7 protein-coding genes are annotated in these 17,039 nt (G+C 58.1%); 3 read left to right on the top strand and 4 right to left on the bottom strand.

The annotated features are described in order from the left end of the window. Positions 1 to 128: 128 nt before the first annotated feature. From DX909_RS18250 to DX909_RS18235, 4 genes are all read right to left on the bottom strand, one after another. Complete coding sequence (locus tag DX909_RS18250) at positions 129 to 1,586, bottom strand: RagB/SusD family nutrient uptake outer membrane protein (protein ID WP_310589860.1); 1,458 nt, start codon at positions 1,584 to 1,586, stop codon at positions 129 to 131. Between the two features lie 56 nt (positions 1,587 to 1,642). Continuing rightward, a complete protein-coding gene (locus DX909_RS18245) occupies positions 1,643 to 4,732 on the bottom strand; it encodes a SusC/RagA family TonB-linked outer membrane protein (RefSeq protein ID WP_229311101.1) in 3,090 nt (1,029 codons plus the stop codon). A 434-nt stretch (positions 4,733 to 5,166) separates the two neighbouring features. Then, complete coding sequence (locus tag DX909_RS18240) at positions 5,167 to 6,723, bottom strand: RagB/SusD family nutrient uptake outer membrane protein (RefSeq protein WP_128546631.1); 1,557 nt, start codon at positions 6,721 to 6,723, stop codon at positions 5,167 to 5,169. Positions 6,724 to 6,760: 37 nt separating this feature from the next. After that, on the bottom strand, positions 6,761 to 9,730 hold the full coding sequence (locus DX909_RS18235; protein WP_229311100.1) for a SusC/RagA family TonB-linked outer membrane protein: 2,970 nt from the start codon (positions 9,728 to 9,730) through the stop codon (positions 6,761 to 6,763). A 581-nt stretch (positions 9,731 to 10,311) separates the two neighbouring features. On the opposite strand from DX909_RS18235, the gene DX909_RS18230 reads away from it, so the two are divergent. From DX909_RS18230 to DX909_RS18220, 3 genes are all read left to right on the top strand, one after another. Beyond that, positions 10,312 to 13,260, top strand: a complete 2,949-nt coding sequence (locus DX909_RS18230) for an FAD-binding and (Fe-S)-binding domain-containing protein (RefSeq protein ID WP_128546630.1) — start codon at positions 10,312 to 10,314, stop codon at positions 13,258 to 13,260. Continuing rightward, complete coding sequence (locus tag DX909_RS18225; protein WP_128546629.1) at positions 13,257 to 14,915, top strand: hypothetical protein; 1,659 nt, start codon at positions 13,257 to 13,259, stop codon at positions 14,913 to 14,915. The genes DX909_RS18230 and DX909_RS18225 overlap by 4 nt, the downstream gene beginning before the upstream one ends. Positions 14,916 to 15,014: 99 nt before the next feature. Continuing rightward, positions 15,015 to 16,991, top strand: coding sequence for a M1 family metallopeptidase (locus DX909_RS18220; protein WP_128546628.1), 1,977 nt, complete (start codon positions 15,015 to 15,017; stop codon positions 16,989 to 16,991). Positions 16,992 to 17,039 lie beyond the last annotated feature (48 nt).

Below are 17,039 nucleotides of genomic sequence, written 5' to 3'. Positions count from 1 at the left end.
AATGCCGGAAAACCAGTGTTGTAACCGTGTTTTGGCAGAAGGTAAATTTAATTTTAACGACGATTTAACCGGGGTAAAAAACGAAAAGGCCCGGATGTCCGGGCCTTTTCGGGAAGGTAGCAGCGGGATTAATTGTATCCCGGGTTCTGCTTCAGTTTGGGGTTCAGGGATATCTGATCCCGCGGGATGGGGAACAGTTCCCGGTATTTCTCCGAAGCCGGTTTGAAGCGCCATGCCTTCGTGTACTGTCCGAACCGGATGAGGTCCTGACGGCGGTGGTATTCCCAGGCCAGTTCGCGGCCGCGTTCGGCCAGAATCTCGTCCAGCGTCAGCTGAGCGGCCGTGTATTCCGGCACGCCCGCGCGACGGCGGATGAGGTTGAAATCCGGCAGGGCGTCGGCTACTTTCCCGAGACGGAAGTTGGCTTCACCGCGCATCAGATAGGCATCCCCCAGACGAAAGATCACGAAGTCGTTGCTCATGTCGTTGGTGGTGTTGTTCTTCTGGATTTCATACTTCTGGCTCCGTACCCCGGCCAGACGACCGGCCGGACCGGCCGGCATTTCGAAGGACGGAATTTCGGGCGTGAACACCATCGGAACGCCGTCGTCGTCGAGCGCTTTTCCGTTGATGTCAAACTGCTGGCCGACGATCCACATCTTCTTGCGGGCGTCCTGGTTCGAGAACGAGTTGTAGAACTCGGCCACCGTCGCATAACCGTTCCAGGGAGCGGCCGGCAGGTTGTAGGTCAGCTGGTTTTTGTAGTGCAGCGTCGCCATATGGATGTTGAAGCCGCCCCGCTTCGAGTTGTCGAAGGGCGTTGCCAGAATGATCTCGGACGAGTTCTGGTTCTGCACCTTGAAGTTCTCGAAAAAGTCGCCCGTCAGCGAGAATTTACCCGACTTGATAATATTGTCGCAACGGGTGATGGCATCCTGCCAGCGCGGGGTTCCGGTGTAGACCTGGGCGTTGAGGTACATCTTCGCCAGGGTCATGTCGACCACATACTTGTTGAAACGGCCGTAGTAGGCACCGCCGACGGTTTCGCTCAGCTTCGGATAGACTTCCAGGAGTTCTTTCTCGATCCAGTTGAACACCTCGGTGCGGGTTTTCTGCTCGGGGGCCGCGGCTCCGACCTGGTCGGCGATAATCACGTTCCCGAAGAAATCCATCGCCTTGTAGTGGAAGAACGCCCGCAGGGCCCGCAGCTCGGCCTTGACGTTTTCATCGGTCAGCGAACCCAGCTGCTGGTTGATGGAGGTGATGTTGTTGTAACACCAGGTCCAGGGACCATTGAACTGGCCGTTGTCGGTGACGGGGTCCCAGGTATGGGTGTAGAGCCGCTTCCAGTTGTCGCCGTCTTTCCAGTCACCGCCCCGCGTCGGGACGATCTGCTCATCGGTGGTCGCATTCAGCGAGTTGTGGTTACCGTAGTAGTCGCCCAGACCGCTGTAGAGCGGGCCGATGAGGGCGGCCTGCTGGGCCGCCGTGCTCCCGAACTGGTCGGTCGGGATGACGTCGTAGGTTGTCTCGTCCAGGTCGGTACACGACTGGCCCGCCAGCAGCAGGACTACGCATCCGACCAAAACTTTTATGTTGGAATTAAACATTGTTGTAGTTGAGGATTAGTTTGTTGCGTTGATTAAAACGTCAGGTTGACACCCAGCTGGAACGAACGGGTCTTCGGATAAATGTTGCTGAAGTCCATCCCGATATTGTTCGGTGCCTGGCTTTCGTTCTGCAGGTCCGCTTTCACCTGAAGTTCCGGATCGACGCCTTTGTATTTGGTCAGGGTGAACAGGTTGTTCCCACCGATGTAGATACGGGCTGCGGAGAGGTACTTGCTGGTCGTACGGATGTTGTAGCCAAGCTGCCAGTTGTCCAGACGGGCGAAGGTGCCGCTTTCCAGCCAGTAAGTCGACAGAACGTTCGTGCCGTAGCCGGCGGGCAGGTCGGCCACGCCGTTCAGCATGTTCGTTTCCAGAATCGATCCCGGGATCAGCAGGTTGGAACGCAGGTTGTTCAGGATCTTGTTGCCGAAGCTCCCGCGCAGCTGGAAGTTCAGGTCGAAGTTCTTGTAAACGAACGTGTTGATGAACGAGCCGGTCAGGAACGGCTGCGGGTTGCCCTGGTTGATCGGGTTCTGGTTGTTGATCGCCACGGCGGCATCGGCCTTGCTGACGTCGGTCGTCGGCTGGTCGCCCGAACCGGGCTTCAGCAGCACCTTGCCGTCCTGGGTATAACCCACGAACGTCGGCACGTTGTTGAACTCGCCCAGCGGACGGCCCGGCCACAGGTAAGAAGCGAATACGTCGGATAGACCCCGGCCCCCGAAGGCGTTGAAGCGGATCAGACCGGAGTCGAATTCGTCGCTCTTCAGGTTCACGATGGTGTTCTTGTTATAGGCACCCACGATCCGGGACGTCCAGCTGAAGTTTTCCTTCTGGATGATGTCGCCACCGAACGAGAGCTCGAATCCGCGGTTACGCATCGTCCCGACGTTGGCCCAGATAAAGTTCGTGAAGTATTTCACCCCGTCGGCCGGTACCGAGTAGCGGTACAGCATGTCCTTCGTGGTTTTGTTGTAATACTCCACCGTACCGGAGAACCGGCCGTTGAGCAGCTGGAAGTCCAGACCGACGTTGGTGGTGGACAGAATCTCCCACTTCAGGTTCGGGTTGGCGTTCTGCGTAATCCCGTAACCCGGCAGGAAGTCGCCCACGCTGCCGTCGTAGTAGGTTCCTTTCTGGCCATACAGCTGGAGAGACTGGTACGGCTTCAGACCTTCCGAGTTACCGGTCTGGCCCCAGCCCACGCGCAGTTTCAGGTAGTTGAGCGTCGTCGATTTCGGGAAGAAGTCCTCGTTGGTGATCGTCCAGCCCCCGGCGATGGACGGGAACGTACCCCACTTGTTGTTGGCCCCGAACTTAGAGCTGCCGTCGTAGCGGATGGTGGCCGTCACGTTGTACTTGTCGTTCAGGTTCACCGTTCCCCGGCCGAAGAAGGAAGCCAGGGTCGTGGCGTTCCGGTACGAAGTGGCGTAGTTCGACCCCGGACTCAGCAGCGTTCCGGCACCCAGCCCCAGGTTGTTGTAGGAAACCGAGCTGGTCAGGAACTGCGTGTTGCGGGCCTGGAAGCCGTCATAAACGATGTTCTGGTAAGAATAACCACCCAGCAGGGAGAAGTTGCTGTTGTTCTGCCCGAATCCCTTCGTATAGGTAGCGGTCAGTTCGACCAGTTTGTTGTTGGTCTGGTCGGATTTGCGGAAGGCTTCCCCATTGGTCGTCTGGAAGGCTTTGACGCTGCGATCACGGAAGCGGCTCTCGTCGGTATTTTCGTTCTGGAAGGCACCGTTTACGCCGAGGGTCAGACCGTCGAGGATTTCATACCGCAGGTTGACGCCCCCGATGATGAGTCGTTTCTGCTGATCGAACTTCTGGTTTTCCAGCATCGCTACCGGGTTGAACAGGTCGAAGCTACCCCCTACCTCGTAATAGCCGCCGATGTTGTTCGCACCCGTCGGGTCGCGCACCGGGAGAGTCGGCAGGAACGTCACGGCCCGGGCGATGATCCCGTCGTCGTTCAGTTTGGAGTTCGTGTTCGTAGCGGTCAGGTTATACTGAATGTTCAGACGGTTGTCGAGCGCCTTCTGGTCCAGGTTGATCCGGGCCGTGAGCCGTCCGAAGCCGGTGTTCTTGATGATCCCTTCCCGGTTGATGTAGTTGAGGGAACCCCGGTAGCTGAAGGTGTTCGAACCGCCCGAAATCGCCAGATCGTGGTTGTTGGTGAAACCGGTGCGCGTGATTTCCTTCACCCAGTCGGTATCGTAGTTGCCGGCCGGGAAGCGGATTTTGTCGGCCGTAATGTTGTTGGCGCCTTTCAGCTTCGTAACCGCGTCGCGGTAGCCGGCCGCATCGAGCAGATCCAGGCTTTTGGAGATGGTTTCGACCCCGACGTAGTTGTTGAAGCTGACCGTCGTCCGGCCCGATTTTCCGCGCTTGGTCGTCACGATGATGACGCCGTTGGCGGCCCGTGATCCGTAGATAGCCGCGGCAGAAGCGTCCTTCAGAACGTCCATGGATTCGATATCCTGGGGTGAAACCGTCTGAATAGGAACACCGATCACTCCATCGACCACATACAGCGGATCGCTGCCGCCGGCCAGCGAGGTGTAACCCCGCAGACGGACCGTCGGAGCCTGGTTGGGGTCACCCGAAGGCAGCGTGATGACCAGACCGGCTACTTTCCCCTGGATGGCCTGAAGCGGGTTCGGAATGATACCCGGGTTGAATTCCTTGGCCGTTACCTGCTGGACGGAACCCGTCAGGTCTTTCCGTTTGGCGGTACCGTATCCGACAACGACCACTTCTTCCAGCGACTTGGTGTCGGCAGACAGAGCGACGTCGACCGTGGAGCGGTTACCGACCGGCACTTCCTGGGTCGTCAGACCGATGAAGCTGTACACGAGGGTGGCGTTGTCGGGAACGTTGGACAGGGTGTATTTCCCGTCCGCATCGGTGGTGGTACCCCGGGTCGTTCCTTTCAGCTGGACCGTCACACCGGGCAGACCTACCCTGTCTTCCGCCGAAGTGACCGTTCCGGTAACGGTGCGGTCCTGGGCGAATGCCTGGCTGAGGCCCAGGCAGAGAATGAAGGCGAAAGACAGCAGGAAGGCAGGTAACAAACCGTGCCCGTGGGCCTGTCGTCCCCGGAAACCCCTGGCCCGACCCATTCCGTGACTTGAATGATTGAATCGGAGAGATTGATTCATCATAGGTTACAATCAATTAGGATTAGTGAAAAGAATTGAATGGTTAGCAGGATCAGAAACCGGTCCTCTAAAGCCGAAGGAGTTTATACCCGGCCAGGTTCGCTAAAGGCAAAATGAAATTTGGGGAAACGGCTCTTTGCCAAGTAATTAGCATCCTCCTGAGAATTTATAGAACACAATCCTGTCCGTATTCGGCAAGATACTATTATTTGTAATTATTATACAAAATATTAACGGCAATAATTTTTGCGTATATTATCGTAGGTAATAAGTATGTTCTTTCTTGATCTTAGAAAATTTATACTCTATCTCGGGTTCCCGGGCCGGCTGCGGGGAAAAACAAAAACCCCCGTTCCGGGTCGGAACGGGGGTGGCCGATGGTGGGGCAGGAGGGTCTAATAACCCGGATTCTGTCTCAGGTTGGGATTACTGTCGATGGCCCGTTGCGGGATCGGGAACAGCACGGCGGTAGCAGGTGATTTCTGCGGCCGCTGGTCGACCGGGTCGAGGAAAGTTCCGAACCGGATCTGGTCATTCCGGCGCCAGCCTTCCCAGTAGAGCTCATATCCCCGTTCGGCGAGCATCGCCTTGGCATCGACCGGGTTTTTCGGGCCTACCCCGCGGGTTTTGCGGAGGTTGTTCACGATGGCTTCGGTCGTTTCGCCCATGGGATCCTTGCCCCCGCGCATGATGGCTTCGGCTTTCATCAGCAGCAGGTCGGCGTAGCGGAAGAAGACGTAATCATTCTGCGGGCTGTCGAGAAAACCGGGTTCGGGCTGGTATTTGATCACCCGGATGCCCTCGGCTTCCGTCGCGTAGCCCAGGTTGACGTTGGGAGTGTAGGCCAGCGGGGACCCGTTGCGGGTTTTGAGCGGGTTGCCTTTTTCGTCGTTCTGCTGTCCGACGAGGAAGCCGGCCCGGGTTCCGATCACGTCCGTGATGCCGGGAATGGCGGCTCCCAGCCGTTCGTCCTTTTTGTCGAAGCTGTTATAGAATTCCGAAAGGGTCGTAAATCCGTTCCAGCTGCTTGGCTTCTGATTATAGTGCAGCGTCATGTAGTAGCGGGTCCGGACGTTGCCCGGCTGAGCCGTGCGGTCGTTGGCAATGGTGAAGATCAACTCCTTCGAGCGGGTCGAATTTTCCGGGTGGAAATTATCGAAGTATTTGCCCGACGGCTGGAGAGCGAACTTCCCGGATTTGATGACGGCGTTGCCGTACTCGATGACCTTGTCCATGTCTTCCCTGGCGAAGGTGAACGGTCCGGCCGGATTCGAGGGGTCCTGCTTATACACGGCCTTGTTCAGATATACCTTGGCCAGCAGAAACTGAGCGGCTTCCTTGGTTGCCTTGTTGGGTGGGTTGGTCCCCAGATTGGCGACGGCAAATTCCAGGTCCTTGATCAGGTAGTCGACGGCCTGCGAGCGGGTGAAGACCTTCGGGTTGGCCTCGGCATTTTCGTTTACTTCCCGGAAGGGTACCTGGCCGTACAGGTCCACGACGTAGAACATAAAGAACGCCCGGAGAAAACTCGCTTCCGCCTTGATCTGGTTGTTGCTGCCGGCGGCCGAGATGGCCTGCGTCGCCTTGAAGATGCCCGAGTTCAGGTCGTCCCAGGCGTTGGTAATCTGGTTGTGGTCCGGCGTCCAGGTATGCTGGTGCAGTTTGCGCCAGGTTCCGAAGTCGTCCCAGTCGGTTCCGCGCGTCGGTCCCATCATCTCGTCGGAAGGGTGTTCTTCCATGGCAAACGTCTTGTCGGGAGCCGCTGCGATGTTGTTCAGGGCGGCATAAGCCCCCTGCAGGGCGCCGTTCGGGTCGATTTTTGTTCCGCCCTCGGTTACCTCCGAAGCCGAAATATTGCCTAAAACCGTATCGTCCAGGTCCGTGCAGCCGAAAGTGCCGACCAGCAGAAACGAACCCAGCAGGCCAATGGTCCGGTAAGTTGAAAAATTCATTGAATGGAAATGTTAGGTGGTTAGATCAGTTCCTGAATCAAAAGCCTACGTTGACGCCCAGGGTGAATGTGCGGGCCGTGGGAAACGCCGTATAGTCGATACCCAGTGAGGGGATGTTATTATACACCTTCACGGTATTCACCTCGGGGTCCAATCCCGTGTAGTCGCTGAAAAGCAGCAGGTTCTGCCCGGTAAGCGCGATACTCAGCGACTTGGCGAACGACTGGGCCGGCATCGGAACCCGGTAGCTGAGCGTGGCGTTCGACAGGCGGACGAAGTCGCTTTTCTCCAGGAAGCGGGTCGAAACGGAGCCGGGGTTGAGCGGGTTCTCCGCGTTGTCGGCGACCTCTTTGGTTACGTTCCGGCCATTTTTCAGAATCCCTTTCAGGAACAGGGCATTGGCGGTGTTATTGTAGATGTAACCGCCGAACTGGCCGTTGAAGAAGAGACTGGCACTCCAGTTGCCGAAGGTAAAATTGTTGGTCAGGCCCAGCCGTACTTTCGGAATCGGACTGCCGTGGATGGCTGAGCGGCCCCCGTCCGCATAGGTGGCAATCCCGTTTTCGTTGAATCCGGTGAAGGTCGGCATCACGAAGGAAAAGATGGGGTACCCGTCCCGGATGACCTGAGCATAGGCGCCGGAGAGGCCCTGGCCGTGGATCGTACCGGTCGGAACGACCGTGCTGCCGAAGTCGGTCACCTTGTTTTTCAGGAAGGTCATATTGTAAAGCACCTCCCAGTTGAACCGGGCGCGCTGGATGGCCTGATAGCTGAGCGATAATTCGACCCCGGTATTGTTGATATGGCCCGGCAGGTTGACCCATTTGTAGGTGACCGGAGCAGGCTGCGCGTAGAAGACCTGGAATAACTGGTTGGTCGTCGACTTGTAGAAGTAGTCCACCGTTCCGGCCAGTTTTCCCTTCAGGATCGAGAAGTCCAGACCGGCGCCGTAGGCCACGGTTTCCTCCCATTTGATGTCCGGATTGGGGTTGTTCTTCTGGACTGTCGAGCCGTCGCTGTTCAGCTGAAAGATGATCTTGGAGGCTCCACCTTCGAAATCCTGGTTGCCGGTGATCCCGTAGTTGAGCCGGAGCTTCAGGTCATCGAACACTTTTTTCGGGATGAAGTCCTCATTGGACAGACGCCAGGCAGCCGCAACGGACGGGAAGGAACCGTATTTGTTGTTCAGCCCGAAGCGCGAGGAGCCGTCGACCCGCAGCGTGGCAGTCAGCAGATACTTATCATTGATGTCGTAGTTGACCCGCCCGAAAAACGACTGAAGGTCATTCCTGCTGTGATCCGAGCCACCGGCGAAGGCGGCCTGCTTGGCGGCATTGACCGCCCCGATATTGTCGAGGTAATTGATCCTGTCCTGAGTGGTCGAGAAAAAGCTGGCGTTGATAAAATGGCCCTGGTTCTGAAATTTCTGGTAGGAGAACCCGGCCAGAGCATCCAGTTGCCCGCTGCCGACCTTGTGGTTATAATTGAGCGTGTACTCCAGCAGCCGGGAATTCCGGTACCGGTTCTGAATGATCGCCAGGCCGTTTCCATAGACGGAAAAGGTGGTGTTGCTGGAGGTGTTCAGACTGAAACCGGCATTCAGCCGCGAATCCAGGGCGGTCCGGCGGACGGCGCTGGAATTGTCCAGACCGAAGTTGGCCTTGGCCGTCAGGCCGTCGATGATCTTCCAGCTCACGCTGGCATTGGCTAAGGTACGGTTGGTCATGCCTTTGTCGTTGTCGTATGCCAGGATGGCCGCCGGGTTCCGGAAGTCACCGCCCGGCTGGAAGTAGGCCGTGTCGCCCTGCATGACCGGGTAGGTCGGGTTGGCCTGGATGGCGGCCCCGATCAGGTTGCCCTGATAGCCGGCGTCGTTCCCGTTCAGCACGTAGCTGTCCTTAATACCTGAAGTGGTGACGTTGGCCTCCAGGGTGACGCGTTCGTTGAACAGCTTGTGGCTGGCGTTGATCCGGCCGGACAGGCGCTGCATCGCGGAGTTTCTGACGATTCCCTGCTGGTCGGCATAGCCGAGCGAGAAGTAATATCGGGTGGCGGCATTCCCTCCCCCGAAGCCGAGGTTATAGTTCTGGGAAACACCCGTGCGCAGAATCTGGTCCTGCCAGTCGGTGTTGGCGCCTTTGTCGATGGCGGAAGCATCGCCCCCGGCTTTTTTAACGCCTGCGAGAAATTCATCCCGGTTCAGCAGGTCGTAGCGCTTGAGGGCCGACGACACACTGGTCGAGGCCGAGAAGTTCAGCGCCGGCTGCCCGGCTTTTCCCTTGCGGGTGGTGATCAGCACGACGCCGTTGGCGCCCCGCGAACCGTAGATGGCCGCGGCCGAAGCGTCTTTCAGGACCGAAATATTTTCGATGTCGTTCGGGTTCAGGAAGGTCAGCGGGTTCCGGGCCGACGTTACTCCTCCGCCGAAGTCCACCCCGCCCGAGCTGACGTCACCGCCGTCGAGCGGAACGCCGTCGATCACGAACAGCGGGTTGTTGCCGCTCCGCAGCGAAGCCGTTCCCCGAATCTGGATGTTGACGCCCGAACCGGGTTCACCGCTGGCCGGCGTAATCTGGACACCGGCCGCCCGGCCCTGAAGCAGCTGCTCCGGCGAGGCAATGACGCCCTGGTTGAAGTCTTTCGGGCTGACGGCGACGATCCCGCCCGTTACGTCTTTGGCCTTCTGGGTGCCATAACCGATGACGACCACTTCGGAGATCTGTTTGGTGTCGGTCATCAGCACCACGTCGATGGTGGGGCGGTCGTTGACTTTTTCTTCCCGGCTTTCCATCCCGATGAAGCTGAATACCAGGGTAGCATTCTCCGGAACGCCACTGAGGGAATACCGACCGTCTCCGTCGGTAGCCGTGCCGCGGTTGGTTCCCTTCACCTGGACCGTCGCTCCCGGCAGAACTTTTTTGTCCTCGGCCGTGACCGTTCCCGTAATGGTGCGTCCCTGTGCCGAAGCCAGCTGTAATCCCAGCAGGAACGCGATCAGGGTCAGCAACGGCTTCGGGTTCCTTTCACTACCGCTTTGCCGCCCGGAAAAACCGGAACGTACTCTACCTGCAATCTGTGTAGAGTAGAAAAACAGTTTCATCATAGGTTAACTTGAGAAAATTGGTGGAACAACTGTTTACTGATAAATAATCCGAAGGAAGTCAAGGTTAAAACCTATAATAGTTTGTGCAAGCAATATATAATGCCGACATCTTCAGGGATTTATAAGTTTTTCTCCTTAACTCAGCCTGCAAACTACAATAAAAGATTTGGATAATACAAACCCATACCGGAAATATTTTGCATATACAAATTATAGGTCTGGAGTCAGCCGGAAATCATTTGTTACCTTTATAATCAATATTATACACTGATTGTTACTTAATTAGGTCTTTTGGTAATTGTAGCTCCAAACCGTTCGAGCCACCGGGCCGCAGGCGGGCCGCCATGACCGGCCTCATCAGTGAATTGTATTTTTTTACTATTCAGGCTCTTTGGCCCCGACTTACGCCTGTCTAAAAAAAATCGTACCTTTAAGGCTGAATTCCGTCGATCCGGCGACACCGAACTACCGGAAACTCAGTCAGTATGATTACGCAGGAGATACTCCAGGAACTGGCCACCCGACTGGACGGCGAGTTCCACACCGATACTACCCAACGGACTCTTTACGCCACCGATGCTTCGGCCTACCGCGAAATGCCGCTGGCGGTGGCCGTTCCGAAATCAATCGACGATCTACGGACGCTCATCGCCTTCGCCCGCGAACACCGGACCTCGCTCATTCCGCGCACGGCCGGCACCTCCCTGGCCGGGCAGGTGGTGGGCAGCGGCATCGTCGTGGACGTTTCCAAATACTTTACGAAGATTCTGGAACTGAACGAGCAGGAACGCTGGGTTCGCGTCCAGCCGGGCGTCGTTCGGGATGAACTGAACCTGTTTCTGAAACCGTATGGCCTGTATTTCGGGCCGGAAACCTCCACCGCCAACCGGGCCATGATCGGCGGGATGGTCGGCAATAACTCCTGCGGATCGAATTCCGTCGTATATCGTTCAACGCGGGAGCACCTGCTGTCGGTAAAAGCCCTGCTGGCCGACGGGAGCGAAGCCGAATTCGGCCCGCTGGCTTCCGCCGAGTATCAGAGCCTGATCGGGACGGCCGCCCGCCACAACGGGAGTGCCTCGCTGCTCGACAAAATCTACCTCAAAACCAACGAGATCCTGGCCGATCCGGCCAGCCAGGAAGAAATCCGGCGGCAGTTTCCGAAACGGTCCATCGAGCGCCGGAATACCGGATATGCCCTCGACGAACTTCTGGAAACGGATGTATTTACGCCCGGCACCGAACCCTTCAACCTCTGCAAGCTGATTGCCGGCTCGGAGGGAACGCTCTGCTTCCTGACCGAAATCAAACTGAACGTGGTTCCACTCCCGCCGAAAGAACTGGGGCTGGTCTGCATCCACTTCAATACCATCGAGGAGTCGCTTCATGCCAACCTGATTGCGCTGAAATACCGGCCCCGGGCGGTGGAACTGATCGACCATTACATTCTGGATTGTACCAAAGACAACCTCCTGTACCGGAAAAACCGCTTCTTCGTTCAGGGCGATCCGGGAGCGATCCTGGTGGTGGAACTGGGCAGCGACAACCGGGAGGACGTGCTTCGGTCGGCGGCCGCTCTGGAAGCCGAAATGCGGGAGGCCGGGCTGGGATACCATTTTCCGGTCCTGTTCGGCGAAGAAACCAAAATGGTCTGGGCGCTGCGGAAAGCGGGTCTGGGGCTGCTGGGGAATATGCCCGGGGATGAAAAAGCCGTCGCGGTGATCGAGGATACCGCCGTCGACGTCCGCGACCTGCCGGACTACATCCGGGACTTCAACCAGATTCTGGCGAAACACGGGATGTCGTCGGTGCATTACGCCCACGCGGGTTCGGGCGAGCTGCACCTGCGGCCCATCATCAACCTGAAGACGGAAGAAGGCCACCGGCAATACCGCCTGATCGCGGAGGAAATCGCCCGGCTGGTGAAGAAATACGACGGCTCGCTGTCCGGCGAACACGGCGACGGTCGCCTTCGGGGTGAATTCATCCCGCTGATGGTCGGGCCGAAGAATTACGAGCTGATGCGGCAGATCAAACAGACCTGGGACCCGTACGGCATCTTTAACCCCGGCAAGATCGTCGAGACACCCCCGATGGATACGTTCCTGCGGTACGAGGCCGGTCAGAAAACGCCCGGATTCGACACCGTCTTCCGCTTTCACGATCAGACCATTCTGCAACACGCCGAGCAGTGCAACGGCTCCGGCGACTGCCGCAAAACCCATCTGTCGGGCGGCACCATGTGCCCCAGTTACATGGCGACCCGCAACGAAAAGGAAACCACCCGCGGCCGGGCCAACATCCTGCGCGAGATGCTGACGCATTCGCCAAAGGAAAACCGCTTCGACCACGAAGAAATCAAGGACGTTTACGACCTCTGCCTGGCCTGCAAGGGCTGCAAGTCCGAATGCCCGTCGAACGTCGACGTGGCCAAGCTGAAGATGGAATTTCTCCAGCACTATCACGATGCCAACGGCGTTCCGCTGCGCAGCCGGCTCATCGCCAATTTCGCCGACCTGTCGGGTCTGGCTTCGCTGGTTCCCTGGGTCTACAACGCCGTTCTGGGAACCGAATCCCTGCGCCGGATCGCCAACCGGGTGATCGGTTTTCACCCCGACCGCACGATGCCGCTGCTTCATCGGACGACGCTCCGGAAGTGGGCCGGAAACCGGAAGCCGGCCGCTGATGCGGGCCTGCGGAAAGTGTATCTGTTCTGCGATGAGTTTACGAATTATAACGATGTCGAGGTCGGGCAGAAGGCCATTCTGCTGCTGGAAAAGCTTGGGTATGAAGTGATTCTGCCGGAGCATGAGGAAAGCGGCCGGGCGGCCCTGTCGAAAGGACTGCTGCGGCAGGCGAAGCGGATCGCCGAGAAAAACGTCCGGATGCTGAAAGACCTGATTACGACGGAAACGCCCCTGGTTGGGATCGAGCCGTCGGCCCTGCTGACCTTCCGTGACGAATACCCGGACCTGGTGGACGAATCCCTGCTGAACGACGCCCGGCGAATCGCCGAAAGTGCGCTGACGTTCGAGGAGTTCATGGCCCGCGAAATCGACCGGGGAGCCATCCGGAAAGAAGCCTTCACGACCGAAAAACGGCTCATCAAGCTGCACGGTCACTGCCAGCAGAAAGCCGTGTCGTCGCTCGTGCCGTCGAAGAAGATGCTGTCGCTGCCCGAAAACTTTACCGTTCACCTGATTCCGTCGGGCTGCTGCGGCATGGCCGGCTCCTTCGGCTACGAAGCCGAGCATTATGAAGTTTCCATGAAAATCGGGGAGCTGGTGCTGTTCCCGACGGTCCGCCGGCAACCGGAAGACGTCATCATTGCCGCGGCCGGTACCAGCTGCCGCCACCAGATCAAGGACGGCACCCAGCGGAAAGCGAAGCACCCGGCCGAAATCCTGTACGAAGCCTTAGCCACGAAAGCATGAGAAACGGACTGACCTGGAAACTGGCCGGTATTTTGTTCATGACGGTGTCCGGCATTGCCCTGACCTTCAACCTGAAGCAACGGTACGATGTCCTGTTCGGCGATGAGATGACCTATCTCTATTCCGGTCTGACCTACACCTTTCCGCCCGATCCGAAACTGGCCCAGTGGGGCTCTCTATATGCAGCCTGGTACCGGTTTCTGGGAGTTTTCACCGGCGATACGCTCGATCAGTTTTACCTGAACTGGCAGCTGCTGATCCTTCTGAGCGGGGTTTTGCTGTTCCTGTATCTGTACCTGCGCCGGTCGGGCTTTCTGGTCAGTCTGTTCTGCGCCCTCTGTTTTCAATTTTCGAGCCTCAATGTGCTGCTCGATCCCCGGATTTCGGCTTTCACGCTCTGTCTGATCCTGGCGGGCCTCTGTGTCGTCCAGTCCCGACGATGGTCTGCCCAGGCGGTGATGCTGATCACGGCTCTGACGGCGCTGGTCTGCGCCTATGTCCGGCCGGAGTTCTACGTCACGATGCTGATTGCCTGCGGGATTGCCCTGGGCCTGTTTTTCGTGCCGTACTTCCGCCGGAGAGGAGAAGCTACCCGGATGGGTCTGGTCGGGCTGGCCGGGGTGGCCGCGCTGATCGTGGTCATGCTGGTGGTGTTCGGCAATCCGCTGTCGGAAGGGAACCGGAGCTTCGACGCCTTCGTGCAGCACTTCAGCATCAATTATAACACCTGGCACAACCATCCCGTCAATATTCCGATCGTGGACCAGTTCCGGCTGATTGCCGACGTGTTCGGCAGCGACGTGCAGTCGATGAGCGACGCCTTCCGGGCCGAACCGGGTCTGGTGATCCGGCATTTCTGGACCAACTTCGTTCACACGCTGCGGGAGGAAGTCCGGGTCATGACCGGCGTCCTGTTCGACACTCCGCTGACGTACCTGACTTCGCCCTACCGGAAATGGATTCTGGCGGCTCTCTTTGCGGTCGTCGCCGGGTTGCTGATCAACTGGCCGGCCACCTTCCGGCAGTGGTCGGCCGGCGCCCGGAAGCTGACCAGCCGGGAACTGGCGCTGTTCCTGCTGCTTTTTCCCTCCCTGGTATCGGTGATACTGGTGTATCCCCGTATTCACTACCTCTACTTTCATGCGGTCGGCCTGCTGACCGTGGCGGCTTTTTTTCTGAAGAACATTCAGATCCGGCCCATCCGGACTCCGGTCCGGGTGGCTGGCCTGACGGCTTTGATGGCGGTTTGGGTGATCTACCAGTCCGTCCGGCGGCAGGTGCCGGCTCCGACGCCCGTGGCCGACAACATCCGGTTTATCCGTTCCCTGTCCCTGAGAGGGACCGTCTCGTCGCTGGAGCGCGAGTGGTACCGGGTCTTCCTGTACGGACAGGAGCAGTCTCCGCGCTGGGTCCGGGTCGAACTGTATCCGCCCAACAGCGACTTCACCACGTTCCTGCGGGAACATGAGGTCAACTTCATCCTGATGACCAGGGACATGCAGAAGTATTTTGCCAGGGACTCGGGTTTCTCGGCTTTCCTGACCCGGGCCGAGTCCGACGGCTTCGTTCGCGTCAAAACCCCGGAGCCCGGAAGCTACCTGCTCATCCGTCAGGACCTGCTGGCCAAGGGCGCCCTGGCATCACGGCTGTTTTAACATTTTTTAGGGAAGCGCACAGGATAAGGAGTTCAATATAATTCCCTGAAAAGTTGTAATTTGTACGCCTTTCAACTACCTGTTTTCAACATTACCTTCATGAACAAACTCCTATTGTGGGTAGGCGTACTGTGTTCGGGCTTCGGCGCCTGGGCCCAGTCCGGAGGCACCTCCAAATACGACCCGCACGAATTATTTCACCCGCTGTTCAACATGCAGCCCGGAAACGACTACCGGTCGGGCAGCGGAGCACCCGGCCCCCGCTACTGGCAGAACCGTGCCGACTATCGGATCAGCGTCAGTCTGGACGATGAAACGAACGTACTGAGCGGAGAGGTCGAGATTACCTATAAGAACAACAGCCCCGAGGCCCTGCCTTTCCTGTGGCTTCAGCTCGATCAGAATGCCTTCGCCGATACGTCCCGGGCTACCAAAACCACGCCGGTGCGGGGCGGCCGCTTCGGGAACCAGGGCTTCGACGGCGGATACGTCATCCAGTCGGTTACGGTGGAAGAAGGTAAAAACAAGGCTGCTGCCGACTACGTCATCACCGACACCCGGATGCAGGTACGGCTCTCCGAACCGCTCAAACCGGGCGGGGACGTGGTTAAACTGAAGATTACCTACTCGTTTAAAATACCGGCATACGGTTCCGACCGCATGGGCATGCAGCCCACCCGCAACGGGATCATCTACGAAATCGCCCAGTGGTACCCCCGTATGTGCGTGTACGACGACATCGAGGGCTGGAATGTCCTGCCTTACCTCGGCGCCGGCGAGTTTTACCTCGACTACGGCGATTTCGAATATGCGATCAATGTGCCCTGGAATCACATCGTGGTCGGCTCGGGTGAACTGCTGAACCCGCAGGATGTGCTGACCGCCGAGCAGCAGAAGCGGCTGGCGCAGGCCCGCAACAGCGACAAGACGGTACTGCTTCGCGGCAAAGACGAGGTGACCAGCCCGGAGAGCCGCCCGAAACAGTCCGGCCGGCTGACGTGGCGTTTCCGCTGCCAGAGCGCCCGTGATGTGGCGTGGGCCACCTCCAAAGCCTTTGTCTGGGACGCGGCCCGCATCAATCTGCCCAGTGGAAAAAAAGCGCTGGCGATGTCGGCGTATCCGGTGGAAAGCGCCACCGGCGACTCCTGGAACCGCTCGACCGAATACGTCAAGGGGTGTATCGAGTTCTATTCGAAGTATCTGTTTGAATACAGCTATCCGGTCGCTACGAACGTGGCCGGCATCGTCGGCGGGATGGAGTACCCCGGCATCATCTTCTGTGAACACCGTGACAAGAAGGAGGCCCTCTGGGGCGTCACCGATCACGAGTTCGGACACAACTGGTTCCCGATGATCGTCGGCAACAACGAGCGCAAGTATGCCTGGATGGACGAGGGCTTCAACACCTTCATCAACATCCTTTCGACACAGAATTTCAACAACGGCGAATACAACCGCGAGAAGGCGACGATGCACGACATCGCCCCGGCCCTGTTCAACATCGAGGAACCGATCATGACCACACCCGACGTGCTCCAGTCGAAACACCTCGGCATCATGGGATATTACAAGCCCGGCATGGGCCTGAAGCTGCTGCGGGAGGTGGTGCTGGGGCCGAAACGGTTCGATTATGCCTTCAGGACCTACGTGCACCGCTGGGCGTTCAAACACCCCACGCCGTACGATTTCTTCCGGACGATGGAGGATGCGGCCGGTGAAGACCTGGGCTGGTTCTGGCGCGGCTATTTCTATGAGACCTGGAAGCTGGACCAGTCGGTGAAAGACGTTCGCTACGTGGACCAGGACCCGCAGAAGGGCTCCGTGATCACCATCGAAAATCTGGAGAAATGGGCCATGCCCGTCACGGTGGAAGTGGAAGAAGTGGGCGGTAAGAAAACCCGCGTCAACCTGCCGGTGGAAGTCTGGCAGCGGGGCGGCACCTGGTCGTTCCGCCAGTCCACGACCGCCCCCATCCGGACGGTCACCATCGACCCCGACGAAAAGCTGCCGGACATCAATCCGAAGAACAACTCCTGGAAAAACCCCGGCGCCCCGGCCGCCACGACAACGAACTGAAGGGGCAGCCGATTTTTGTCATCCCGAGGAACGAGGGATCTTGTGGCC

This window comes from Larkinella soli (assembly GCF_003703975.1).
Classification (GTDB): domain Bacteria; phylum Bacteroidota; class Bacteroidia; order Cytophagales; family Spirosomataceae; genus Larkinella; species Larkinella soli.
This window is presented reverse-complemented; position numbering and strand designations above follow the sequence as displayed.

Coding starts and splice junctions, on each gene's coding strand:
- DX909_RS18245 (WP_229311101.1), bottom strand. CDS start 4,732: ATGGGTCGGGCCAGGGGTTTCCGGGGACGACAGGCCCACGGGCACGGT.
- DX909_RS18225 (WP_128546629.1), top strand. CDS start 13,257: ATGAGAAACGGACTGACCTGGAAACTGGCCGGTATTTTGTTCATGACG.
- DX909_RS18230 (WP_128546630.1), top strand. CDS start 10,312: ATGATTACGCAGGAGATACTCCAGGAACTGGCCACCCGACTGGACGGC.
- DX909_RS18240 (WP_128546631.1), bottom strand. CDS start 6,723: ATGAATTTTTCAACTTACCGGACCATTGGCCTGCTGGGTTCGTTTCTG.
- DX909_RS18220 (WP_128546628.1), top strand. CDS start 15,015: ATGAACAAACTCCTATTGTGGGTAGGCGTACTGTGTTCGGGCTTCGGC.